Here is a 21519-nt window from a genome sequence, read left to right as displayed (position 1 = left end):
GCTATTTACTCCTTTGACGCACTTCATACAGTCCACCAAAAAAAGCCCCTATCTCACCATACATTTCCACGGTCATTCGGTTGATTTCACCGGCTGGATAAGCTACCGTCAATTGATCTTGTTTTCCATACAGGCTGTAAACTTGGTGCACAGGGTTCATCATTTTTTTTAACGCTTGGATATCAGTATAGCGATCCAGATCGGGTGTTAAAATCAGTATAGGCTTTGGTGCAACTGCGGCAATAATTTCTCCGAAATCAATGGGGGTATTTTGCGGATTATCCGCAAATGTCCCAAGCCTCGGAATAAAACCGTGCAAATGAGAATAAGTCCTCAAAGACTCGTACTGGCTATCGGAACTCCTCCAAGGGGAAAATGCGGCCACGGTAGCGATTCCTGCCACCCTATCGTCCAGGGCAGCGGTCATTAAGGAGACACTGCCACCTATCGTATTGCCCAATAAATAAACATGATCTTCGTCTAAATAGTCGAGATCTTCTATCGCATCGATGCAACCTTTTACATCACGGATCATTTTCCCCATTTTTGACCAATTAGGGTACCGCAGGTAGAAGTTCTTCGCCTCCCATATTCGAGTTCCAAAACCATACATATCAATCGCTAGTACTGCAAAGCCACGTTTTACCAACGACTCAAAAAGCTCCTTTGTACCTCGTGACCCCGTTTTATCGTAACCCTTCACGAAACCAGTTGAATGCGCATACTGATGCGAGTAAACGATAACTGGCAACTTTCCATTCGACCTGGTTTTAAGTACCCCGTCCTCGTCTGTCGGACAATATAAAACACCTGGAACATGATCTCCTGTAGCGCTGTAGGGCCCTAGATAAATTTCTTTAGCTCCTTTAACAACGGGTACGGGATTTATTTTTTCAATCCAATCCCTTCTCGGATTATTCCAAGTTCCCACATTCGCCGCTCTGACGCTTGGGGGTTCTTCCCCCAAGATCCAGTTCAGATTCGTCAAAATCTTACGCTTGTCCTGATTAAAATCTTCGATAGTAGAGTAATTCTCTTTAAGACTTACCAGAGAAACTTGCTTTGCGTTTTCCTGATTATTGGGATGGTTTTCTTTCCATTTTTCGTAGTCATAGGTATAATATAAATTATTTGTCCACTTTAGCGGAATTCGCTTAAAATGAATATCTAAAAAATCGATTGTTTGTTCCACATCCCTTGCCGCAACAGCATGCGCTCCCATGCGGGTAAGTACACCAATATTGTCAGGAACGCCTAGAAAATCATATACTTTCTTTACCGAATAGTAATTTTGTTCATTTGACCAGGAGTTTAAGCCGGGTTCCACAAGTGAGTAGTGATAAAGCAGAGGTCTTGGGGCAATCAATGCACCCAACAAGTTTTGGTCAACGGGCAATTTGTCTTCCCGACCGGAGAAAAATTTGAGTCGCGGATGAAACCAATGCGCGTTCCAAGCAGTGACATAATCCAACGTTTCACTAGCGTATTGAGGATCCCCATACCGCCATGGAGCATCTCCGCCTGTACTTGAACTGCTCGATATTACTGCGGCGATACGTTCATCAAACGATGCCGCCCATAAAGACTGCTTACCATTACGCGAATGGCCAGTAATGGCGATTTGTTGTTTATTGACTTCCGCTCGCATCATCAAATAATCGACCACCCTTGATGCTCCCCACGCCCGACGCATCAACGCGCTAAAGTCGTATTCGGGATATAAGAACATATAGGAATCCGTGTCATCTTTACTATCAGCCCCGGCATATACGCAACCGATATACCCTCTTTTAACCGCTAACTGTGCCCAATCGCGATGATTCCACTGCGTCATGAATACAGGAAATGGACCCTCTCCATTCGGAATCAATAACTCGACGGTCATTTTTGCCTTATGCTGCGGCCCGAAACTTAGCCGGATTACCTGTACCCGGTTCCCTCCCTCCGCGAACGTATCTTTTAGTATTTCCGCCAGTACATTACCTGGCGCCGGCGGTGCATGTCCTGATATCCATTTTTGATACTCCGATTTGATCCATTCTCGCTTCTTCTCCCATTCTTTTTCCGTAGTTATTGGTACTTCTTTTCCGTCCTTGTACTGTACCAAAGGTTCCGGCAACATCGGTATGGAACGCATCTTGGAAAAATCAGGCGGCAATTCGCCAGTTCGATGTAGCCAATCTTTCCAAGTGCTGTCTTGGACCGATACTCTCCTGGTATTCGCCCTGAAACGTTGCTCAATATTGATTTTCAATATTTCATTTAGATATTGATTTTGTCGATCAAGCGTATTTTGTGCAAATGCGCTATCTGGGACAAAAAGAAATAGGAATAAAAATAAACACCAAGTGAAAATCTTCTTCTGTGAATTCATGGTTTATCAATTAATTCTGTTTGTAGGTGCGTACCATCTTTTGTTGAGGTATCAGTTAGTTCACTTATCTCCCAATTTCAGACCCGCGTGGGTAATTTTCTTATTTATAAACGTAAACTGTTCATCGATTATTCCTGTCCAAAAGGTGGTGCTATCGTCGTAGCTTCCTCTAAAGCTTTAGTGGTCAAATAATACTTCGCCAGTATGAAGGATTTTTCCCATGCGGGCAAAACACCGTCCTTCCGGTACCGTAAAAACCCGTCCAGCACTTTTGCAAAATGGTCTTCATGACTGAGGTACAGTTTTTCGGGGATGACAATCTTAAAAGCGTTTGCTACTCTTTCCGCAGTTATCCCAGGTAAACCCTTAATGGCATCCAACGCATCCACCAATTGATTTTCAAAGCCATCAGCATCGTCGTTCGGTGTGATAAAAACAGCGGCTTTACCGCTTTCGTCAGGCTTAATCTCTATCGTAAAACTATTGCCGAGAAAACGCGCATAAAACTGATCTCCTCTCCCATCCAGCGATTCGGCATGCCATCTAACATCAATTGATACGGGGATCCCTTTAAAGGTATACTCCATCTTTCCGTTACAAAAAACATCGACGTAGTCATTGCCAACAACATGTTTTTGCAATACAGATGGGAAGCCCGGCAAGCCAGTTGCACTTTGAAATTGCTCGTTAGACAGGCTCGTTTTCCATCGTTGTGAGCCTGTAAGTTTCACATCTTGATCGATGTCGATAACCGTTTCCGACGATAGCATCCATTGTACCAAATCGATGTAATGGGTCGTAACGTCGACCAATCCCTCACCCTGCTTTTCTGTGTCGAAGAACAATGCCGGACGCAGAAGTGGCTTACCGGAAACATCTTTGATAAAGTGGTGTACACTTTGGAATAAGATAGCAGGCTCACCATCCTTCGCGTTTACTAAGCCGCCAGAAAAGGCTTGATTATTCAGCAACGATTTGACAACCTGATTTTTCACATCGTATCGTTCCGTCATCATATCATAAACCAAAACCGATTCTTTTCCGCCATCATTTTTCATTAAGGCGTTCAATTTACGATAACCTGCAACATCGATGACCAATGGTTTATCGGCGAAAACGTCACGCCCACGCCGAACAGATTCTTGGATATAATCTATCTTCCGCTGATTGTCCCCAGCCAGTATCACCACATTTCCCGTCACTGGATCAAATGCTTTTTCTAAAAAATTCGCTCCGTAGTAATCGATAATTCTCCAGTGCGTAGGATCGTCTTCCCGCATATTGTATTGCGCGATCAATTGTTTATACCCCTTTACAGTGGTGCTTGAATCTGCGAAAAGATGTACGACCGAATCAATAGCTGGATGCATGTGCTTCTGCACTAAAGCCGCATGAAAATGCTGTGGGTTGATAACGGTTAATCTGGCTTTCTCTTCCCGTTTTTGGTTAGAAGGATTTTCACCGGTACATCCAACTCCGAAAAGAAAAATTATTAGCAAAGAAAAATAGCTTAATGTCCTCATTTTACAAACTCCATTTTCTGATTTTATGACCATAAACTGCGTAGTATACCAAGTATAGGTAACACGGGAACAACACCCAATACGCTTCGCGCAAGCCATACCCATCAGCAAAATAACCGTAAACCATCGGTAAAATAGCATTACCGCATAATCCCATGATCATCAGCGATGCACCCATTTTAGTAAACCTGCCCAGTCCGTCCAGTGCAAGCGGCCAGATGCCTGCCCAGGTCAGGGAATTGGAAATACCAAGCAATACAATAAACCAAATAGAGATGTCAACCGTATGTCCCAAGAAAGTAACCTCACCATTGGCATAAATAATAAGCAACGAAAGTATAACGCCCAATACAGTAACAATCCTTAATAAATTCGTTTGACTAATAAACCGGGGCGTAACGGCAATTCCCATAAAATAACCTGCAATCGCCATCGCGAGCGTATATGATGGGAATACTTTGGCTTCCACAAGAGAAATCCCCATGGATCCCGCATAGTTAATGATGGTATCAATGGATATGACCTGTGCTCCCACATGAATAAAAATAGCCACCGCCCCCAAAATCAGGTGCGGAAACTGAAAGATACTGGTTTTATGGCTGTTCGTCTCCGCAACTTCCTCACTTTCTTCATCGGTATTTATCTCCGGGAGCGGAGAATACCGGACACCGATACCGATCAATAACATGACGCAGCCTACAACAGCATACGGGACGATAACGCGTCGAATTAGTTCATCAAGTGCCGCACTCCGGTCTGCATCTGTCATTTCCGCCAAGCTATCAAACATGGCCTGATCTGTAGGGCGCAGTACCGCCGCCGCAAACAAAAGAGGCGCGAGAATTCCTGCAAATTTGTTACAGATGCCCATGATGCTGATACGTTGCGCTGCACGCTCCTTCGGTCCTAGAATCGTAATATAAGGGTTTGCAGCGGTCTGTAGAATAGCTAAACCGACACCGATGGTAAACAATCCGAGCAAAAACACCTCATATGTTCGTGTCATTGCGGCTGGAATAAATATAAACGCACCCGTCGCAAGCGCCAAAAACCCGATCATCATTCCCTTCTTGAAACCGACAGCTTTCAACAGGTACGAGGATGGGACCGACATGACAAAATAAGCGATATAGAAAGCAAACGCTACCAAATAGGATTGGAAATGCGTCAGTTCACAAGCGATTTTAAAATACGGTATCAGGATGGCATTTATCCAAGACAAGAAACCGAAAATAAAAAATAATAGAGCAATAATACCAATAGAAATCGTTGTTTCTTTTTTGGTCAAACTTGCCACCGTTTTTACAGTTGTTTCGCTCATCCCTTATTTAGATTTTGGGTTCCCAACCTTTAGCATACTCTCTTGACCAAAACTCCCGCATGGTATGCTTATCATTGCGAATGTGTCCATTAGATGGATCTATTTCCAACTGTTTACCAGAACGTAGCGCGATATTACCTAATTGCACTAAAAGCGTGCTCTGATGACCGCTCATGATATCTGAATTTAGATTTCCGCCGTTATTGATGGCCGAAAACATATTCTGTATATGAATAGCATCTAATTGCTGTGAAGGACTTGTTAAACTAGCCGTATTGACTGGCCCGCTGTCCTTTACTTCTTTGACGAGTTTACCCTTTATATCGAATACTTTATAAGAATTACCTCCATCTATCTGCAGCGAACCATTAGATCCATAAAACATAACACCGACATTAGAGCCTTCCGTTGGCATTCCGCTACAGCTCCTCCCTTCCCAGGTAATTAATTTATTCGGACCAAACTCGATACTGATCACTTGCGTATCTGGCGTCTCCCAATCATCTTGATACGCATAACGCCCGCCATTTGAACTCACCCGCGTTGGATAATCCGCCTGTAGTCCCCAGCGCGCTAAATCCACCATATGCGTACCGTTATTCAAAGCTTCTCCCGTACCCCAATGCCAGAACCAATGCCAATTATAATGGATAAGGTTATCCTGAAAATCCCTTCGGGGTGCGGGCCCCTGCCACAAATCAAAGTCAAGCCAATCAGGCACGGACACCTTCTTACCAATACCAATGGGTGGTCGATTGTTAGCGTACCAAGTTTTAGCATAGAATACGTCACCAATCGTACCGTTATGCACTTCTTGAATACCTTTAACCACATTTGGCCAAGAGCGGCGCTGGTTACCCATTTGGATAACGTTCTTGTGTTTATTGACGGCATCGATCAGCCATTCGCCTTCCTGTGGATTATGGCCGCAGGGCTTTTCCAGATATACGTGTTTTCCTGCCTGCGAAGCCAAAATAGCAGCCGGCGCATGCCAATGATCTGGTGCGGCAACAACCAGCACGTCCACGTCCTTACTTTCCAGGGACTTTCTGAAATCTGCAAAACCTGTTGGTATAGTTTGTTGATATTTTGTCAATCCGCTAATACACTTGTCAATGGCGCGGCTATCCACATCACAAACATGAATAATCTCACTATTGGGTTGCGCTGCAAAATTCTTCGCCAATGCATTTCCCCTTGCATTGACCCCCATCATCGATATGCGCAGTTTATTATTTGCGCCTATAATGTTATTATAGCTCTTTGCGCTAAACGCGGGCAATACACCTCCTACGCTAATTGCTGCTGAAGCAATCAACGACTTTTTTATAAAATCCCTTCTTGAATTACTCTCCATAATAAACTGAAATTTAATTGATAACATGATTTAAGTCGATCGAACGACCGTTAGCAGACTTACTGACGTCAGCAGCTTCGATAAATGCACAAATTTCTAGAGTTTCCTTGCTGTCAAAAGGTACAACCTTCGTGTCAAAAAATTCAACGATTTTCTCCAATAACGAACCGTATCCTTTGTACGCGCCCAACGCTATAGTAGCCTTCTCACAATACACCGTACCTCCATAAGCGCTTTTACCTTGCCTAGTACCCCGAACTACGCCAATACGGTTATCGTCCCATACACCCACGATGATATCGGCACCCTCCGTATGCGTTCTTGAAACCATCTTACACCCCACGCCCATCGCGGCGAAAAGCATTTCCACACCATGAATGCCATACCAGAAAAAATCCGGATGACTAGGATCTAACGCTGCGGGGCTATACACATCTGCTCCGAGTACTTTACCATATTTACCGTCAATAATATCCTGCATTCCATCAATGTACCGAAGAGAAGAAGATGAAAAGAACGGCGTATTATATTGCTGGGAAAGTGCAAATATTTTTTGAGCATCGGCATAAGATGCAGCTAACGGTTTATCAATGAAAAGTACTTTCTTGGCTTTAAACACCTCTTCCGCCTGCTCAAGATGAAGGCGTCCATCGTTCGTTTCCAATAGCACAAAATCCACCTGCTTCAACAGTTCTTCGATAGAGTTGGTAATCTTGACGCCATACTGCTGTATGTCTTTCGTAAATTTTGGTATACGATCCGTAGCCGACGGAATGGTCTTTGTTCCGTATGGATATGCAGCCACCACCTTATATCCTCGATATCCTCCAGGGTTTTCATTAATGGACTTTGTAAAAGCTACCGAATGGGAAGTATCCAATCCAATAATGCCTATGCGTTTCCCATTTTGAGCGGCGATAGGTAATGTAAAAGCAGACGCTTTGTTCGCAGCTAGCCCCAACATTGCCAGGGAACTAGCGCCGATAAAATCTCTTCTAGTAAAGTTTTTCATGTTAACGGTTTATCTTGTTACTTTATAAAAATAAATAATTGTGTACGTTACCGAAAATATTTTAAATAAAAATATATGGATACAACAACCTTGTTACTCAATGTGTCGTTCATATACGATTTTTCCTTTCACCATAGTATATTGAACCTGGATATTAGCATCGAAGACGACGAGATCCGCATCTTTACCGACGGCAATAGAGCCTTTCTCTTCTTCTACTTTCATTACCCTTGCCGGATTCAGGGAGATCATCCGGATGATCTCGGTCAGCGGAATATTTCCCAACTTTAACATCGTCCTGACCAATCTATCCGCAGTCGCCACACTTCCCGCAAACGCTGTCCGGTCCTTTAGCTTTGCAACACCGTCTTCTACAAGCACCTCCATTCCATCATCACGGCTTCCAAGTATCGAAAGCGTATCGTCGGTACCCGCTGCTCGCATCGCATCCGTTATCAACACCATCCTTTCTGGCCCTTTTATTTTGTAGATCAATTCCAATAAAGGATTAGGAAGATGCACGCCATCCGCAATAAGTTCGACATCGAAGCCATCAATCAAATATCCTGCTTCAACAACCCCTGCATACCGGAAAGCGTGCCGTCTTGTTACCCCGGACATGGCCGAGTAAAAATGCGTCATTAGCTTATAGCCCACTTGATACGCTTTTTCAACATCTTCGTAAATGGCATCGGTGTGAGCGATTGCAGCAATAATATTATTCGCGACCAGATGCTCTCCAAATGCCAAAGCACCCTCTAATTCTGGGGCGGCACTCCAACGCACAATACTTTTATACCTATCTATTAGCGATTTATATTCTTTTGGATCAGGATTTCGTATATATCTTGGATCTTGCGCACCGCGTTGGCTCATCGCAAAATAGGGCCCTTCTAAGTGGATACCCAAGAAGTCCGCTCCATCATTATCATATTGCTTTACGCTTTCGTAACTCTGTAACGTCTCTTCTAATCGCTCCGCCGTAGTCGTCAATGTCGTCGGGACAAGAGATGTCGTTCCAAATCGGCAATGGGTTTTCGCTATTTGGGTAAAGGCTTCCTCTGTCCCATCCATAAAATCGTGTCCGCCTCCCCCGTGAACATGAATATCAATAAAACCTGGAGACACGTATTGGTCCCTTACATCAATCAATGTATGTCCTTTATAATTATCGACATATGAAAACTCATTAGCTGGAATAACGGCCTTTATCTTGCCATGCTCTACCAGCACGGCACCTGGTATTATGGTGTCATTTAGGATTACTTTTGCATTGTAAAACAACGTCGGTTTCGCCATTTTTAGGTTTATTTTATTTTTGTGTACGTACACGAAGATACAAACTTTTTTTATTTACCAAAACCTCACAAAGAAAAAATACCTTTTTTTCACTTCTTTTCCTGATAAGAGTCTACCAGGAGATAGGCGCGACAATGAATCGTGCCGAGACACGACATGTAAAAATAATTAGCTATGTTTGCTCACATGACGATAATAGAGGAACTGAAGAGCGAACTTTTAGGAAAATCTTTTCCCGAGCGGGTAGAGATTTCACAGGAGCAAGTCGTAGTAGATGTGGACACCTTCCTTAAGATACAGTTTATCGAAGTAGAAGCTTGGAAAAAAGATTTAGAAAAATGTCCAGCTTATTTACGGCTAACCAAATTCCGGGAAGCAGTAAGATTATACAAATAACGAGGGATTGATGTTTTGCTCTATTGTACTAATTGAACCGAAAGTTCGTTAAGTAATACTTTAGCATCATTGAGGTCTTGATTCCACGTCTCGTTACGCTTCGTAATCTTTAGTTTCTGAATGGCCGTTTCCAACCGACCGAGGTTCGCTTGGTCACCCTTCTCCCCTAACGCTTGTTTCACCATCTGAATCTTCGCATAATCCTGGAGCCCCTCCAACAAGCGTTCATAACGAATAGAGCTTCTAGCGTTCGGATATACAATATAGGTATCACCAGCCGGCCACGTACGAAAGCGCGAATCCAACAATGGATTTTCCACCCAAGAATTGAATGCCCAACGCAACATACCATCAAAATTCGCCGCCTCAGTGTACCATGCTAGAAGGGTAGATTCAGCGGGGTCAGAAAACGTAAACTGATTAGGAAACCCATCGCTACAGCAGACGTAAAATGTGGTGTTTAACCCACGAGATTGACGATCCTTAAGGTCCTCCGCAGAGAAGGGGTGCCCCAAAGCAATACTAATATCCTCACTATTTGGATAGCGTTGATAAGTTTTCTGATTATCCGCATAAGAAACACCCAATTCCGGAGAAACAGTTTGTAATAGCGCCAAAGCCCCATCGACCTCTTCTCTTGTGCGTTCATCAATAGCGATATTCGTTATGTCTAGCCATCCCTTCTCTCGAAGGTGCTGTACGAAATCTTTTAGAAACGGGGTCCATAACTCTTCAAATACAGGCGTACCAGGTTTGGCCTTCACATTTACGAATTCCCCGCCTACCTCATTTTGATAATGAATTTCATTATTCCAAGGAATGATCGAATAGCAATTTATCATCTTGTTAATCCCAAGATCGAGCATAAACTGCACCCATTTATCAAACACACTATAATCATACTTCCAAGAACCATCCTTTTGTTTTATCCAAATAATCATATCCGCATAGGCATCGAATGTCTGTACATTCCAGGGATCCTTATTAAGGGTCGCCGTGATTACTTTTTGCCCTACGTCAGCTAACATCTGCATTTGTGGTTTCAACGCTTTAAAATGTTCGTCAGACCACATTTCCAGATCTTCTACGCGTGCCACTGCAGCGGGATGTTGCCACTGGTCTAAATGATAGGTCCATTCTGACGGCTTTGGCAAAACCTGATCAATTACGTTCAAAGAAACGTCCAGTTCCTGCGCCTTTACGCCAGCAGCTTTCACATGCACTTTCGCCGTATAATTTCCCGGCTTCGCATCTTCAGGAATACGTAATGTTACCCAAACGGGCCTTACTTTCTTTGCTTCGAGATCGAAAGAAGTCATATCGTCCAGCATATCAGGAGACAGAGACGCCGCAAAATCTTCTGGTTTGCGATGACCGCATCCTCCAGCGAACTCATCGGTCATCACATAACGAACAAAATGCGTGGAAGCCATATCAACCGGTAAATGTTCTCCATTTTCTCCCGTAAACTCCGATACTTCTACCTGCGCATCCACGATCTCCGTATTCGTCCACAATAACACTTGCGCCGAGATACGCTCTCCTCTCCATCCTGTCATGGATTCCTGTTTCTTGACAGAAAAATCTGGAGCTACCGACTTCGGAAATCGCTTATCAATCGTCACAAAAGACGCATGTAACCCATTCCCCACATTAGACCAGTCAGACAATGTATCGGCAGTTGGGTCAGGCAATTCTTCAAAATTGACCAATTCGAATGGCGTATTCCGCTCTCGCCGCTGTTGCTTTTGAGCGCATGCAGAAACCATCGCTAGCAAGATTGTGCTGCACAAAACACCTGTCAATTTTCTTCTATTTAAATTCATCATAAAAAGATTATAATTTAAACTTAGCGAAATCGACAAGTATATGCAAACCGTATTGAAACACAATCGATTGTTTAAAATCAGTACTATCCTCCATGTAAAATATTCGAAGACGAGGTTGCTTCGTTTTCGCCGGAAAAAGAAGATAAAAAAACCTTATCTTTGCAGCATGATTAATGTATCGAATTTATCGCTTCGTTTTGGGAAGCGCGTGCTGTTTGAAGATGTAAATTTGAAGTTTACACCGGGAAACTGTTATGGAATCATCGGTGCCAATGGCGCTGGAAAATCGACATTCCTTAAAATCATATCCGGCGAGGTTGATCCTACAACGGGTTCTGTGGCTTTTACACCGGGCGAACGTATGTCCGTGTTAAAACAAAATCACTACGAGTTTGACGAATTTACCGTTCTCGAAACCGTCATGATGGGCAACCAGGAACTCTACAAGATAATGAAAGAGAAAGATGCCATCTATATGAAGGAGGACTTTAGCGATGCCGACGGTGAACGTGCCGGTGAACTAGAAAGCCTTTTTGCGGAAATGGACGGGTGGAATGCGGAGAACAACGCCGCTACCCTATTAAGCAACTTGGGAATCAAAGAAGGACTCCATTATAAATTAGTCAAGGAACTAGATGGTAACGAAAAAGTACGAGTGCTTTTGGCACAGGCGCTATTCGGTAATCCAGACATCCTGATTCTCGATGAGCCCACCAATGATCTGGATATTAACACAATCGCTTGGTTAGAAGATTTTTTGGCAGGGTATGAAGCGATCGTTTTGGTTGTTTCACACGACCGTCACTTTTTAGATCATGTCTGTACGCATATCGTGGACATCGATTTTGGCAAGATGAACATTTATACCGGTAACTATAGTTTCTGGTACGAATCCTCTCAGCTGGCGTTGAAACAACGCACAGATCAAAACAAAAAGATGGAAGATAAAGTTAAGGAGTTACAGGAGTTTATCCGTCGCTTCTCTGCAAATGCTTCTAAATCTAAACAGGCGACTTCCCGGAAAAAAGCGCTGGAGAAGCTTAATGTGGAGGATATCAAACCTTCTAACCGGAAGTATCCCGCCATTATGTTCAACCAGATGGACCGTGAACCGGGTGACCAAATATTGCATGTAGAGGGTCTAAGTAAAAGCGTCAACGGCGAAGTTTACTTTAAAGACGTTACATTCATGATCAATAAAGGCGACAAAATCGCGCTATTATCCGAAAACTCACTGGTAACCAGTGCATTTTATGAAATATTAGCCGGTCGCGACAAAGATTTTGGAGGAGAATTTAAGTGGGGGGTCACCATCACGCCGACCGATATGCCTATCGAAAACGCCGAATACTTTGAAGGTCGTGATGAGAATCTTGTCGATTGGCTTCGCAATTACACCTCAAAACCGGAAGCAGACGAACAGTTTATTCGTGGGTTCTTAGGTAAAATGTTGTTCTCCGGCGAAGAGGTTTTGAAAAAGGTATCTGTATTGTCGGGTGGTGAAAAGATGCGCTGCATGTTCTCAAAAATGATGCTTCAAGGCGCAAATTTCTTACTATTCGACGAGCCTACAAATCACCTTGATTTGGAATCTATTACCGCATTAAACAACGGAATGTTAGACTTCAGGGGTTCCATGTTGTTTACCTCGCGTGACCACGAGTTAACGCAAACCGTCGCAAACCGCATCATTGAACTTACCCCCAATGGAGTCATAGACAAATTAATGTCTTACGATGAATACATTAACTCCGATGTTGTCAAAGCGCAACGCGAAGAGCTATACGGTAAAACGACCGTATAAGCGTAACTTCAGCATATAAAAATAAGGGGGAATGTACATTTCCCCTTATTTTTTATTACTTTGGCTTTCTAAATTTATAAAAAGAGACCATGAAACCAACCACATTTTACTCGCTGGTGATGTTAGCGGGAATTGCTTTTTTATCTTGTTCGTCTGGAACAACTTCTTCAACGACGCAAGTAGAAGATACTTTGCAGGATACTGTCGGTTACCCTGAAGAACATTTAAACTGGAAATTAGGGGCCCAAGCGTACACCTTTAAATTGTTCACCTTTGCCGAAGCATTAGATAAGATCGATAGTGCTGATTTGCGGTTTGTAGAAGCTTTTCCAGGGCAGATTATCGGCGCGGGGAACGAGGAGAAGTTTAACTATACCCTCTCGAAAGAAGGACGAGACCTCGTCCGTAAGCTCCTGACTGACCGTAATATTACACTACACGCCTTTGGCGTAGTTAATGGCAAAGACGCCGCCGAATGGGATCAGATTTTTGCTTTTGCCCAAGATATGGGTGTCAGCGTTATCAATTGTGAGCCAAAAGAAGAACACTTGGATATTATATCTGCCCTGTGCGACAAATACGATATCCGTGCTGCCATTCATAACCATCCAGAACCCACAACCTATTGGAAACCCGAAGTCGTTTTGGCAGCATTGCAAGGAAGAAGTCCGAAAATGGGTGTAGCAGCTGATGTTGGACACTGGATGCGTTCGGGGCTAGATCCTGTAGAAAGTCTAAAGAAATTAAACGGCAAGATTATTCACGCGCACTTTAAAGATTTAAATGCATTCGGCGATAAAAAAGCACATGATGTACATTGGGGAACAGGTAAGCTTCCGATTAACGAAGTTATCGACGAACTGAAAAATCAGAACTTTGATGGGATGCTATCTGCAGAGTACGAATATAACTGGGAAAACAACCAACCCGATGTCGCCGAGAGCGTACGTAATCTCCGCAAACTTCTATCTGCGTCGGCTAATTGATCCAGTTCTTATAAAAATTTTCTAGCGGTGGTTGACTTAAATCGATAAGATAACCGTTGACCACCGCATATTTTAATGTTGCACCATCCCCTAGAAAAAAGTTACTGGTCCCTGTCAGAACGATTCTAGGTGTTGGAAGAATTTCAGTACCAGCAGCAATAACCAACGGAAGATTATGCAAACGATCTTGCCCCCGCGACATCACCCGAACCGCAATATATCCATCTTTTAATAGCTCCCACGCACTACTATTACTAATATCATCAACCGTCTGGAAAACCTTCGGATAGACTTTGCCCTGCACAAATTTCAATCCCCCGGCATCCAACTCATCGTACCCATACGTACCTTCTAAATCACCTATATCTTCTATCCAACCGCGTACACAATAATCTCGCTCTACAGTCAGTTCCGCTCGCCGGATAGCAATGTCTGTCTTAAGAGGTACACTATCCGTTCCCAAGTCGACCTGTCGGATAACCACGTCGTGTAACTGAGACGCATTAAAAGGAATCTTATCGTATGCCTTATAGTCGTATTTCTTATATGAACCCTGTGCGATTTCCAGCAAAGCGTTCAAAATGATAGCAAAATTAAACCGCCTTATCTCCTGTTTTTCAGGGTCACCTTTCAAACCGCCCGACTCTATCAGCACCGTACTAGCTCCCCATGCTTGGAAATTGTCACCAAAGCCACGTGGCGAATACGTATCGTCATACTTTGCCACCGCATCGGGAATATATTGCTGCAACAGGTTATTCATTCCCACAATGAGCTGCATCGCACCTTTACGAACATCATTCACTTCCCTGTCCGCATTATATGCCGGAGCCAGCATTGCTATCGTTACCGGATTTTTGGTTCCAGGCACGTTGTAATATATGCTCTGGTCGTGTAAGTTAAAGCCATAATTTGGCTTAATTTCCTCCGCCATCCGTCGCAGCAATTTCGCTTCCACCGTGTGATTGGCACGCGCATCTCGATTCAAATCGACATATTGCGCATTCCGCCGTATAAAACGTTCGGCACCATCGGGGTTCAGCATCGGAATAAAATGAATAGTCAGGTTATCCTTAAGAGCGATTCGAATGGAATCAAAACCATCATTTCCACCCTCCAAGAAATTGAAAATATCAAATAGAGCCATCGTAGCCGTCGGTTCATCACCGTGCATCTGCGACCATAACATCACTTTCTTATCCCCGTTACCGTATCGCAGTTTATATATTGCTCGGCTTTCCACCGATTTGCCTATCTCCGCAACCTGCAGAACATCTTTTTCTTCCCGTACTTTCACCAGGTCCACGATATCTTGGTGCTTAAACCGTCTATTCGTTAAAGCTACCTCCCGATATGTTTTGTGTAAGCTATTGTAAGCACTTGTATCCAAAGTCATCGCATCCGCATAACTATTTGATTCGCCCGTGATCGTTGTTTGATTACAAGACTGAAGACTTGTAACAACACATAAGAAAAAAAAGATTCTTTTCATATACAGTCGCGTTCCTACCGGTTAAACAATAACCGGTGCCCTGTGCCTACTTCAATAATCTTGCCATCTGTATACGCTACATTTCCAGAAACCAACGTGTGGACGATTGTAGACGAAAACGTATATCCCTCAAAAGGTGACCAACCACATTTTGACAAGATGTTGTCTTTAGAAACCATGTATGGCCTATCCAGATCTACCAGTACTAAATCGGCCCAATAACCCTCTCGAACGAACCCCCTGCTTTCTATCTGAAACAGCTCTGCGGTATTGTGTGCCGTTTTTTGTACAACTTGTTCCACTGTCATCTTGCCTTGTTTTACCAAGTCCAGCAACGCTTGCAGCGCATGTTGTACCAAGGGACCACCAGACGGCGCTTGTGCATAAGGCTTTGATTTTTCTTCCAATGTATGAGGGGCATGATCCGTCGCAATCACATCAATATGTCCGTCCAACACCGCCTGAAAAACCCCTTCCTTATCGGCAACCGTCTTCACCGCAGGGTTCCATTTAATAAAGTTACCTTTTTCTTCGTAATCCGCGTCGGAAAACCAAAGGTGATGCACACATGCTTCCGCCGTAATTTTCTTCTCCTTCAAGGGGATAGAACTGACGAAGAGTGCGGTCTCCGCAGCAGTTGAAATATGTAATATATGAAGACGAGTATTATGCTTTTTGGCAAGTTCCACCGCTTTCGAAGAAGAAAGATAACAAGCCTCGGCTGTCCGGATAAGCGGATGCATAAAAGGTTGCAGCTTCTCCTCACCATATTTATCCTTAAAGGCTTGAAGATTGCGCTGCACGGTCGCTTCGTCTTCGCAATGTACTGCTATCAGCGTTGGTGCTTCAGCAAAAATCTTCTCTAACGTTGTTTCATTATCCACCAACATATTTCCCGTAGACGAGCCCATAAAAATCTTGATACCACAAACATCACGTGGGTTTGTTTTTAACACCTCGTCTAGGTTATCATTGGCGGCTCCCATGAAAAAAGAATAGTTTGCCAATGATTTTTCGGCAGCAATATCGTACTTGTCCTGCAACAATTTTTGCGTCAACGTATTGGGAACCGTATTCGGCATTTCCATAAACGAGGTAGTGCCTCCGGCAACCGCTGCACGGCTTTCATGCCAAATGTCGGCTTTATAGGTCAAACCGGGTTCGCGAAAATGTACTTGATCATCGATCAACCCCGGAAGCAAATGCAAACCCCGCGCATCGATCGTTTGATCAGCAGAATGGTTGATTTCCTCAGCAATCATTTCGATTCGTCCATTACTGATATATACATCGCTTAAAAAAGTTTTTCCCTCGTTGACAATTTGTGCTGATTTTATAAGAATTGATGACATGTCTTAGTTTATGAATTATGCGTTATAAATTATGAGTTCCTGTTCAAACTACCTATCCACTTCTCCCAGTACGATATCAATGGAGCCGAGGATGGCAATCAGATCCGCTATAAGCTGCCCTTTACCTAATTCGGACAATACAGAAAGGTTATTGAAACTAGGTCCTCGAGCTTTTACCCGTCGCGGCACGTCTGTTTTTTCCTGCGTCACAAAATGAAAACCTAATTCTCCTTTCGGGTTTTCCGCACGAATGTAATATTCCTGCGCTTTCAAGTTCACTTTTTTAGGGACTAATCCACGAGGATCGAAATCCGGTGTCCTTTTAAAATCGAGCTGAAGTCTTTGCAAACATTGTTCTATGATCTTAATAGACTCTTTCACTTCATCGACACGCACCTTATACCGATCCCAGCAATCTCCAAGCTTTCCCATCTCCCCCTTACCAATCGGAATCTCAAAATCCAGTTCGGGGTAAACACTATAGCCATCCACTCTTCGTAAATCCCACTTAATGCCCGATGCACGTAACATCGGTCCGCTACATCCATAATTGATAGCAACATCCGCAGGCAACGCTCCAATATTCGCTGTACGCGAAATAAATATCTGATTATTCGAAAGCAAATCATCCAGCTCCACCAGCTTAGGTTTAAAATAGTCTACAAATTCTTGACAACGGCTTTCAAACCCCACTGGTAGATCATAAAACAAACCGCCTACCCAAATATAATTATAAAGCATACGCGATCCCGAAGCCCATTCCAACATATTCATAATGTGTTCACGATCGCGAAAACACCACATAAACGGCGTGAAAGCACCAATATCGATTCCGTAAGTGCCAATAGCAATCAAGTGCGAAGCAATACGATTAAGCTCACAAACTAGCACCCGTATATATTCCACGCGTTTAGGCAATTTGTTTTCTATTTTGAGCATACGTTCTACCCCCATAACAAAAGCGTGGCTGTTGTTCATGGACGACAAGTAATCCAATCTATCCGTAAAAGGTATTGTCTTCCCATAATTCATTGATTCCGCATGCTTATCAAAACAGCGATGAAGATAACCCAAGTGCGGGATGACCTCCCTAACAACCTCTCCATCCGTGATAAGCTCCAAACGGAGCACACCGTGTGTAGAGGGATGTTGTGGCCCCATGTTGATGACCATCTCTTGCGGCGTAATCGCTGCGATCTTCTTCTTATAATTATCTAATCCTTCGGTATAAGGCGTCATCTTTGTTTATTTAATGGCTATTCCATGATAAGTCTCCGCATCTTCATAATCCTTGCGCAAGGGATATCCTTGCCAATCGTCAGGTAATAAGATGCGTCTTAGATCCGGATGTCCTGTGAAAAATATCCCCATCAAATCGAATGCCTCCCGTTCATGCCAATCAGCTGTACGCCAAACGGCCGCAACCGAAGGCACCTCGGGCAAACTATCCAGTCGGCGGTCATTCTCTATTTCCACTTTCAATATAAGTTGTGTTTGATACGGAATGGAAGCCAAGTGATACACTACGGCAAATCGGTTATCAGGATGATAATCTACGGCAGATATATTCGAAAGGAAATCAAAATAACATCCTTCGGTATCCCGCAAATAAAAGGCGATTTTAACCAAATGGTCGGCAGCGACAACCAATGTAGGCTGTAAATGTTCCTCTTCCATACGAACAACAGCCTGCTCGCCAATATGAGCGATTATTAAATCTTTTATTCTAGATATCATTATTATGGCGCTAATCGTTGTATAATCCAATCCTCCTGTTGAAAAACGTACTCAATGCGATCGTGTAAACGATTACTTCTACCCTGCCAAAATTCCATTCGCACAGGATGGACCACGTAACCTCCCCAAAAGGCAGGTCGCTCTATATCCGTTTTTTCAGCGAACTCCGCCGTCAATTCTTCTACACGCGTTTCTAACACCCTTCTATCGGTAATGACCTGGCTCTGCGGCGATGCTATCGCTCCTATACGACTCCCTTTAGGACGAGAGGCAAAATATTCATCCGAATCCTCCGAAAGCAGTTTCTCCGCCCATCCCTCCACACGCACTTGCCTTTGCAGTTCAGGCCAAAAAAACAGCAGGCTGACTTTCTTTTCTTTCGCTATTGCCCGTCCCTTTTTACTATGATAATTCGTAAAAAAGCTAAATCCAGTAGGTTTTATATCTTTTAAAAGAACAACCCTCGACGAAGGGAAGCCATCCTCTCCGACCGTCGCCAATACCATCGCATTTGGTTCCACCACCTCAGCATGACGTGCTTCGTCAAACCAACGCTGAAACTGTTCAATTGGGTTGGACAATACGTCTCCCTCGTTCAATTTATATTTACAATAATCTTCCCGTATAGCTGCAATATCTTTATGGATAATGGACATGGGTTAAGTCTGTTTGATGCAAACACAAACTTAATCAAAAGCGGCGGGATTCGTAATATCTATTATCTTTTTTTACCTCCATCTCCCTATGTTGTTTGAGAGAGAACATCCAATGTATAACGTTATAAATTGTATTCTTTATAAAAATACCGTATATTGAGTCAGGTTTTAGACGAAAAGTTCTTATTATGTTCAATACGCACACACCTCAAAAAGGAAGTTTATTGCTTTCCGAACCGTTTATGCTCGACAACAACTTCGAAAGATCCGTTATATTATTATGCGAACACGATGCTATTGACGGAACCATGGGCGTTATCGTTAATAATCGTTCTTCGCTGTTGTTATCAGATGTCGTACCAGCTATAGAAAACCCACGCTTTCCCTTGTATATCGGTGGACCAGTTGGCGTGGAAGCCCTATTTTTTCTTCACAAGGCGCCTGAAAAGATTGAAGGTGGAGTTGAGCTGGTCGATGATATATACTTTGGTGGAAACTTCGAGCAGATACAGCTTCTAGTCAACGATCATCTACTCCAGCCAGATGAAATTAAATTTATTCTCGGCTACGCCGGATGGATTCCCGGGCAATTGGACGAGGAAATCGAGCAAAACTGTTGGGCAGTACACAATAAATTTCCAACCGATCTACTCCTGCTACAAGACGGAGAAAATCTATGGAAACAGGCGCTTATCAGTCTTGGACCGAAATATGCGCATGTGGCCAATTTCCCGAAAAGCCCTGATCTGAATTGATTTATTTTTAATCTTTCCTGTTTTTTCACTTTTGGCAAACGTTGTCATGACGACACCGTTATACTTATGTAGTAATCAATCGTTGCATACAAAAGACGGAAGTAGTTATGACAGAAGAATTAGTTCGCCTCTCTCAAACATTGCCTATCTGGCTCTGGAATATCAGTCTGATTTTATTTGCTATTCTAACAGGGATTCTTATAAAAATGATACTCGTGCCGCTCGTACGTCGAGAGGCTATCGCACAAGCGTCCTATTCCCTGTTCCGATCCTTTATCCGCCATTTTAACAAGATACTGAGCGTTTTTATTCCGCTTATTGTTTTTAGCAGCCTCCTGCCTTTTACCCGTTTCAATACGTTAACGCTCTCGGTTGTTAGCAAAACTGTCGAGATACTTCTAATTGGCTGCTTTGCAATTCTGTTAATTCGAACCGTCAGGGTGTTCGAGGACTATCTATACCATCGATTTGACGTGAACAAGGACAATAATCTGCGAGAACGAAAAATTAGGACCCAGATCGTGTTTATCCGTAAATTGATCATTACCATTATCGTCATCGTGTCTACTGCAATTATCCTCCTCAGCTTTGAGAGCATGCAAAAAATTGGCGCCGGCTTACTTACCGGAGTTGGAGTCGGCGGCATTATTATCGGTTTCGCTGCCCAGAAGTCGCTTGGGAACCTATTAGCTGGTTTTCAAATCGCGTTCACCCAACCGCTTCGCATGGACGACGTCGTGATTGTAGAAGGAGAATGGGGGCGCGTAGAAGAAATCAATTTGACTTATGTCGTCGTTAATATTTGGGACAAACGCCGCCTTGTACTCCCGATTAACTATTTTATAGAAAAACCCTTCCAGAATTGGACAAGAACTACCGCTGAAATACTCGGCACCGTTTTTATCTATACCGATTTCACCATACCAATACAACAATTGCGGGATAAACTAACAGCGCTATTAACAGGTCACCCCCTATGGGATGGTAAAGTAAATGTCCTTCAAGTGACCGACTTTAAGGAGCGAACCATGGAAATACGCTGTTTGATGAGCTGTAGAAACTCCGGCGATGCTTTCGATCTACGCTGCTATGTGCGGGAGCAGATGATTCAGTACGTTCAAAGCAATTTCCCCGAAAGTCTCGCGAAGATACGTATTACGTATAATGAAGGTACATCAGCCCCAGGCAGCACAGAATAGTGATTATGCACGTTCAATGACTACACAGCCATAAAACCGCTCGAATTGATCCTTACTCATCAATTGTCTCATCAATGGGCGGGTCACCAAGCACCGTGTCCCCCCTAACAGATCTCAAATAACCCTGAAAAGCAATTTCGAGGGCATGATAAATAAGATTAGCGTGGTCATCGCTCGTGCCATAGGTGCCTAGTACGACTTTGTCTTCATCGGTTTTTCCGACAATAGCCATCACGCACTTATCACCATCCGGGAAAAAGAGACCGACGCCGACCGGCTCATCGCCGTAATTAACCAGCCACGTTTCTTCGACCTGGTCCTCAACAGCTTTGGGAACGGCGGACTCCTTTTTTAACTGTTCTAGCTTTATATTGTCAAAATCAAGAATATTCATAATGATATATATCTATTAAACAAACGTTTATAG

General features: G+C 43.4%; 18 protein-coding genes. 5 read left to right on the top strand and 13 right to left on the bottom strand.

Annotated elements, in window-relative coordinates:
- Position 1: 1 nt before the first annotated feature.
- The 6 genes from C5745_RS06245 to nagA form a co-directional block, all read right to left on the bottom strand.
- Positions 2-2374, bottom strand: coding sequence for an alpha/beta fold hydrolase (locus C5745_RS06245; protein WP_105716136.1), 2373 nt, complete (start codon positions 2372-2374; stop codon positions 2-4).
- A 128-nt stretch (positions 2375-2502) separates the two neighbouring features.
- On the bottom strand, positions 2503-3897 hold the full coding sequence (locus C5745_RS06240) for a putative oxidoreductase C-terminal domain-containing protein (RefSeq protein ID WP_165793034.1): 1395 nt from the start codon (positions 3895-3897) through the stop codon (positions 2503-2505).
- 1 nt (position 3898) lies between these two features.
- Positions 3899-5218, bottom strand: coding sequence for a sugar MFS transporter (locus tag C5745_RS06235; RefSeq protein WP_105716134.1), 1320 nt, complete (start codon positions 5216-5218; stop codon positions 3899-3901).
- Between the two features lie 7 nt (positions 5219-5225).
- Positions 5226-6602, bottom strand: a complete 1377-nt coding sequence (locus C5745_RS06230) for a Gfo/Idh/MocA family protein (protein ID WP_243403265.1) — start codon at positions 6600-6602, stop codon at positions 5226-5228.
- Positions 6589-7587, bottom strand: coding sequence for a Gfo/Idh/MocA family protein (locus C5745_RS06225; protein WP_105716133.1), 999 nt, complete (start codon positions 7585-7587; stop codon positions 6589-6591). Before C5745_RS06225 ends, C5745_RS06230 begins: the two co-directional genes overlap by 14 nt.
- 93 nt (positions 7588-7680) lie before the next feature.
- Positions 7681-8886 (bottom strand): N-acetylglucosamine-6-phosphate deacetylase, encoded by a 1206-nt coding sequence (nagA, locus tag C5745_RS06220; RefSeq protein WP_105716322.1) that lies wholly within the window; start codon positions 8884-8886, stop codon positions 7681-7683.
- 186 nt (positions 8887-9072) lie between these two features.
- Between nagA and C5745_RS06215 the strand changes: the two genes are divergently transcribed.
- Positions 9073-9282 (top strand): DUF6965 family protein, encoded by a 210-nt coding sequence (locus C5745_RS06215; protein WP_105716132.1) that lies wholly within the window; start codon positions 9073-9075, stop codon positions 9280-9282.
- A gap of 20 nt (positions 9283-9302) precedes the next feature.
- On the opposite strand, the gene C5745_RS06210 is transcribed toward C5745_RS06215, so the two are convergent.
- Entirely contained in the window at positions 9303-11111 is a 1809-nt protein-coding gene (locus tag C5745_RS06210) for a DUF4091 domain-containing protein (protein WP_243403264.1), read from the bottom strand.
- A gap of 166 nt (positions 11112-11277) precedes the next feature.
- On the opposite strand from C5745_RS06210, the gene C5745_RS06205 reads away from it, so the two are divergent.
- Together C5745_RS06205 and C5745_RS06200 are read left to right on the top strand one after the other, a co-directional pair.
- Positions 11278-12915: an ABC-F family ATP-binding cassette domain-containing protein gene (locus C5745_RS06205; RefSeq protein ID WP_105716130.1), complete on the top strand. Its 1638-nt coding sequence runs from the start codon at positions 11278-11280 to the stop codon at positions 12913-12915.
- An 89-nt stretch (positions 12916-13004) separates the two neighbouring features.
- Positions 13005-13901 carry a sugar phosphate isomerase/epimerase family protein gene (locus C5745_RS06200; RefSeq protein WP_105716129.1) on the top strand — a complete coding sequence of 299 codons (897 nt, stop codon included), beginning with the start codon at positions 13005-13007 and terminating at the stop codon, positions 13899-13901.
- Here C5745_RS06200 and C5745_RS06195 read toward each other — a convergent pair.
- The 5 genes from C5745_RS06195 to pdxH are packed head-to-tail and all read right to left on the bottom strand — an operon-like array spanning position 13894 to position 19138.
- Positions 13894-15393, bottom strand: coding sequence for a M14 family zinc carboxypeptidase (locus tag C5745_RS06195; protein WP_105716128.1), 1500 nt, complete (start codon positions 15391-15393; stop codon positions 13894-13896). The two genes, C5745_RS06200 and C5745_RS06195, sit on opposite strands and share 8 nt — an antisense overlap.
- Positions 15394-15407: 14 nt before the next feature.
- The gene (locus C5745_RS06190) at positions 15408-16745 is read right to left on the bottom strand and encodes a dihydroorotase (RefSeq protein ID WP_105716127.1); all 1338 of its coding nucleotides are present in this window, start codon (positions 16743-16745) and stop codon (positions 15408-15410) included.
- Between the two features lie 48 nt (positions 16746-16793).
- Positions 16794-17984, bottom strand: coding sequence for an NADH-quinone oxidoreductase subunit D (locus C5745_RS06185; protein WP_105716126.1), 1191 nt, complete (start codon positions 17982-17984; stop codon positions 16794-16796).
- Between the two features lie 6 nt (positions 17985-17990).
- Positions 17991-18482 carry an NADH-quinone oxidoreductase subunit C gene (locus C5745_RS06180; RefSeq protein ID WP_105716125.1) on the bottom strand — a complete coding sequence of 164 codons (492 nt, stop codon included), beginning with the start codon at positions 18480-18482 and terminating at the stop codon, positions 17991-17993.
- 2 nt (positions 18483-18484) lie between these two features.
- Complete coding sequence (pdxH, locus tag C5745_RS06175) at positions 18485-19138, bottom strand: pyridoxamine 5'-phosphate oxidase (protein WP_105716124.1); 654 nt, start codon at positions 19136-19138, stop codon at positions 18485-18487.
- Between the two features lie 188 nt (positions 19139-19326).
- Between pdxH and C5745_RS06170 the strand changes: the two genes are divergently transcribed.
- Together C5745_RS06170 and C5745_RS06165 are read left to right on the top strand one after the other, a co-directional pair.
- On the top strand, positions 19327-19893 hold the full coding sequence (locus C5745_RS06170; protein ID WP_105716123.1) for a YqgE/AlgH family protein: 567 nt from the start codon (positions 19327-19329) through the stop codon (positions 19891-19893).
- Positions 19894-20000: 107 nt separating this feature from the next.
- Complete coding sequence (locus C5745_RS06165) at positions 20001-21092, top strand: mechanosensitive ion channel family protein (protein ID WP_105716122.1); 1092 nt, start codon at positions 20001-20003, stop codon at positions 21090-21092.
- A gap of 52 nt (positions 21093-21144) precedes the next feature.
- On the opposite strand, the gene C5745_RS06160 is transcribed toward C5745_RS06165, so the two are convergent.
- A complete protein-coding gene (locus tag C5745_RS06160) occupies positions 21145-21486 on the bottom strand; it encodes a hypothetical protein (RefSeq protein WP_105716121.1) in 342 nt (113 codons plus the stop codon).
- Between the last annotated feature and the right edge of the window lie 33 nt (positions 21487-21519).

The organism is Sphingobacterium haloxyli (assembly GCF_002980525.1).
GTDB lineage: Bacteria > Bacteroidota > Bacteroidia > Sphingobacteriales > Sphingobacteriaceae > Sphingobacterium > Sphingobacterium haloxyli.
This window is presented reverse-complemented; position numbering and strand designations above follow the sequence as displayed.

Excerpts from the sequence above, each read along its gene's own strand:
- C5745_RS06245 (WP_105716136.1), bottom strand. The coding sequence starts at position 2,374 with ATGAATTCACAGAAGAAGATTTTCACTTGGTGTTTATTTTTATTCCTA.
- C5745_RS06240 (WP_165793034.1), bottom strand. The coding sequence starts at position 3,897 with ATGAGGACATTAAGCTATTTTTCTTTGCTAATAATTTTTCTTTTCGGA.
- C5745_RS06235 (WP_105716134.1), bottom strand. The coding sequence starts at position 5,218 with ATGAGCGAAACAACTGTAAAAACGGTGGCAAGTTTGACCAAAAAAGAA.
- C5745_RS06230 (WP_243403265.1), bottom strand. The coding sequence starts at position 6,602 with ATGTTATCAATTAAATTTCAGTTTATTATGGAGAGTAATTCAAGAAGG.
- C5745_RS06225 (WP_105716133.1), bottom strand. The coding sequence starts at position 7,587 with ATGAAAAACTTTACTAGAAGAGATTTTATCGGCGCTAGTTCCCTGGCA.
- nagA (WP_105716322.1), bottom strand. The coding sequence starts at position 8,886 with ATGGCGAAACCGACGTTGTTTTACAATGCAAAAGTAATCCTAAATGAC.
- C5745_RS06215 (WP_105716132.1), top strand. The coding sequence starts at position 9,073 with ATGACGATAATAGAGGAACTGAAGAGCGAACTTTTAGGAAAATCTTTT.
- C5745_RS06210 (WP_243403264.1), bottom strand. The coding sequence starts at position 11,111 with ATGATGAATTTAAATAGAAGAAAATTGACAGGTGTTTTGTGCAGCACA.
- C5745_RS06205 (WP_105716130.1), top strand. The coding sequence starts at position 11,278 with ATGATTAATGTATCGAATTTATCGCTTCGTTTTGGGAAGCGCGTGCTG.
- C5745_RS06200 (WP_105716129.1), top strand. The coding sequence starts at position 13,005 with ATGAAACCAACCACATTTTACTCGCTGGTGATGTTAGCGGGAATTGCT.
- C5745_RS06195 (WP_105716128.1), bottom strand. The coding sequence starts at position 15,393 with ATGAAAAGAATCTTTTTTTTCTTATGTGTTGTTACAAGTCTTCAGTCT.
- C5745_RS06190 (WP_105716127.1), bottom strand. The coding sequence starts at position 16,745 with ATGTCATCAATTCTTATAAAATCAGCACAAATTGTCAACGAGGGAAAA.
- C5745_RS06185 (WP_105716126.1), bottom strand. The coding sequence starts at position 17,984 with ATGACGCCTTATACCGAAGGATTAGATAATTATAAGAAGAAGATCGCA.
- C5745_RS06180 (WP_105716125.1), bottom strand. The coding sequence starts at position 18,482 with ATGATATCTAGAATAAAAGATTTAATAATCGCTCATATTGGCGAGCAG.
- pdxH (WP_105716124.1), bottom strand. The coding sequence starts at position 19,138 with ATGTCCATTATCCATAAAGATATTGCAGCTATACGGGAAGATTATTGT.
- C5745_RS06170 (WP_105716123.1), top strand. The coding sequence starts at position 19,327 with ATGTTCAATACGCACACACCTCAAAAAGGAAGTTTATTGCTTTCCGAA.
- C5745_RS06165 (WP_105716122.1), top strand. The coding sequence starts at position 20,001 with ATGACAGAAGAATTAGTTCGCCTCTCTCAAACATTGCCTATCTGGCTC.
- C5745_RS06160 (WP_105716121.1), bottom strand. The coding sequence starts at position 21,486 with ATGAATATTCTTGATTTTGACAATATAAAGCTAGAACAGTTAAAAAAG.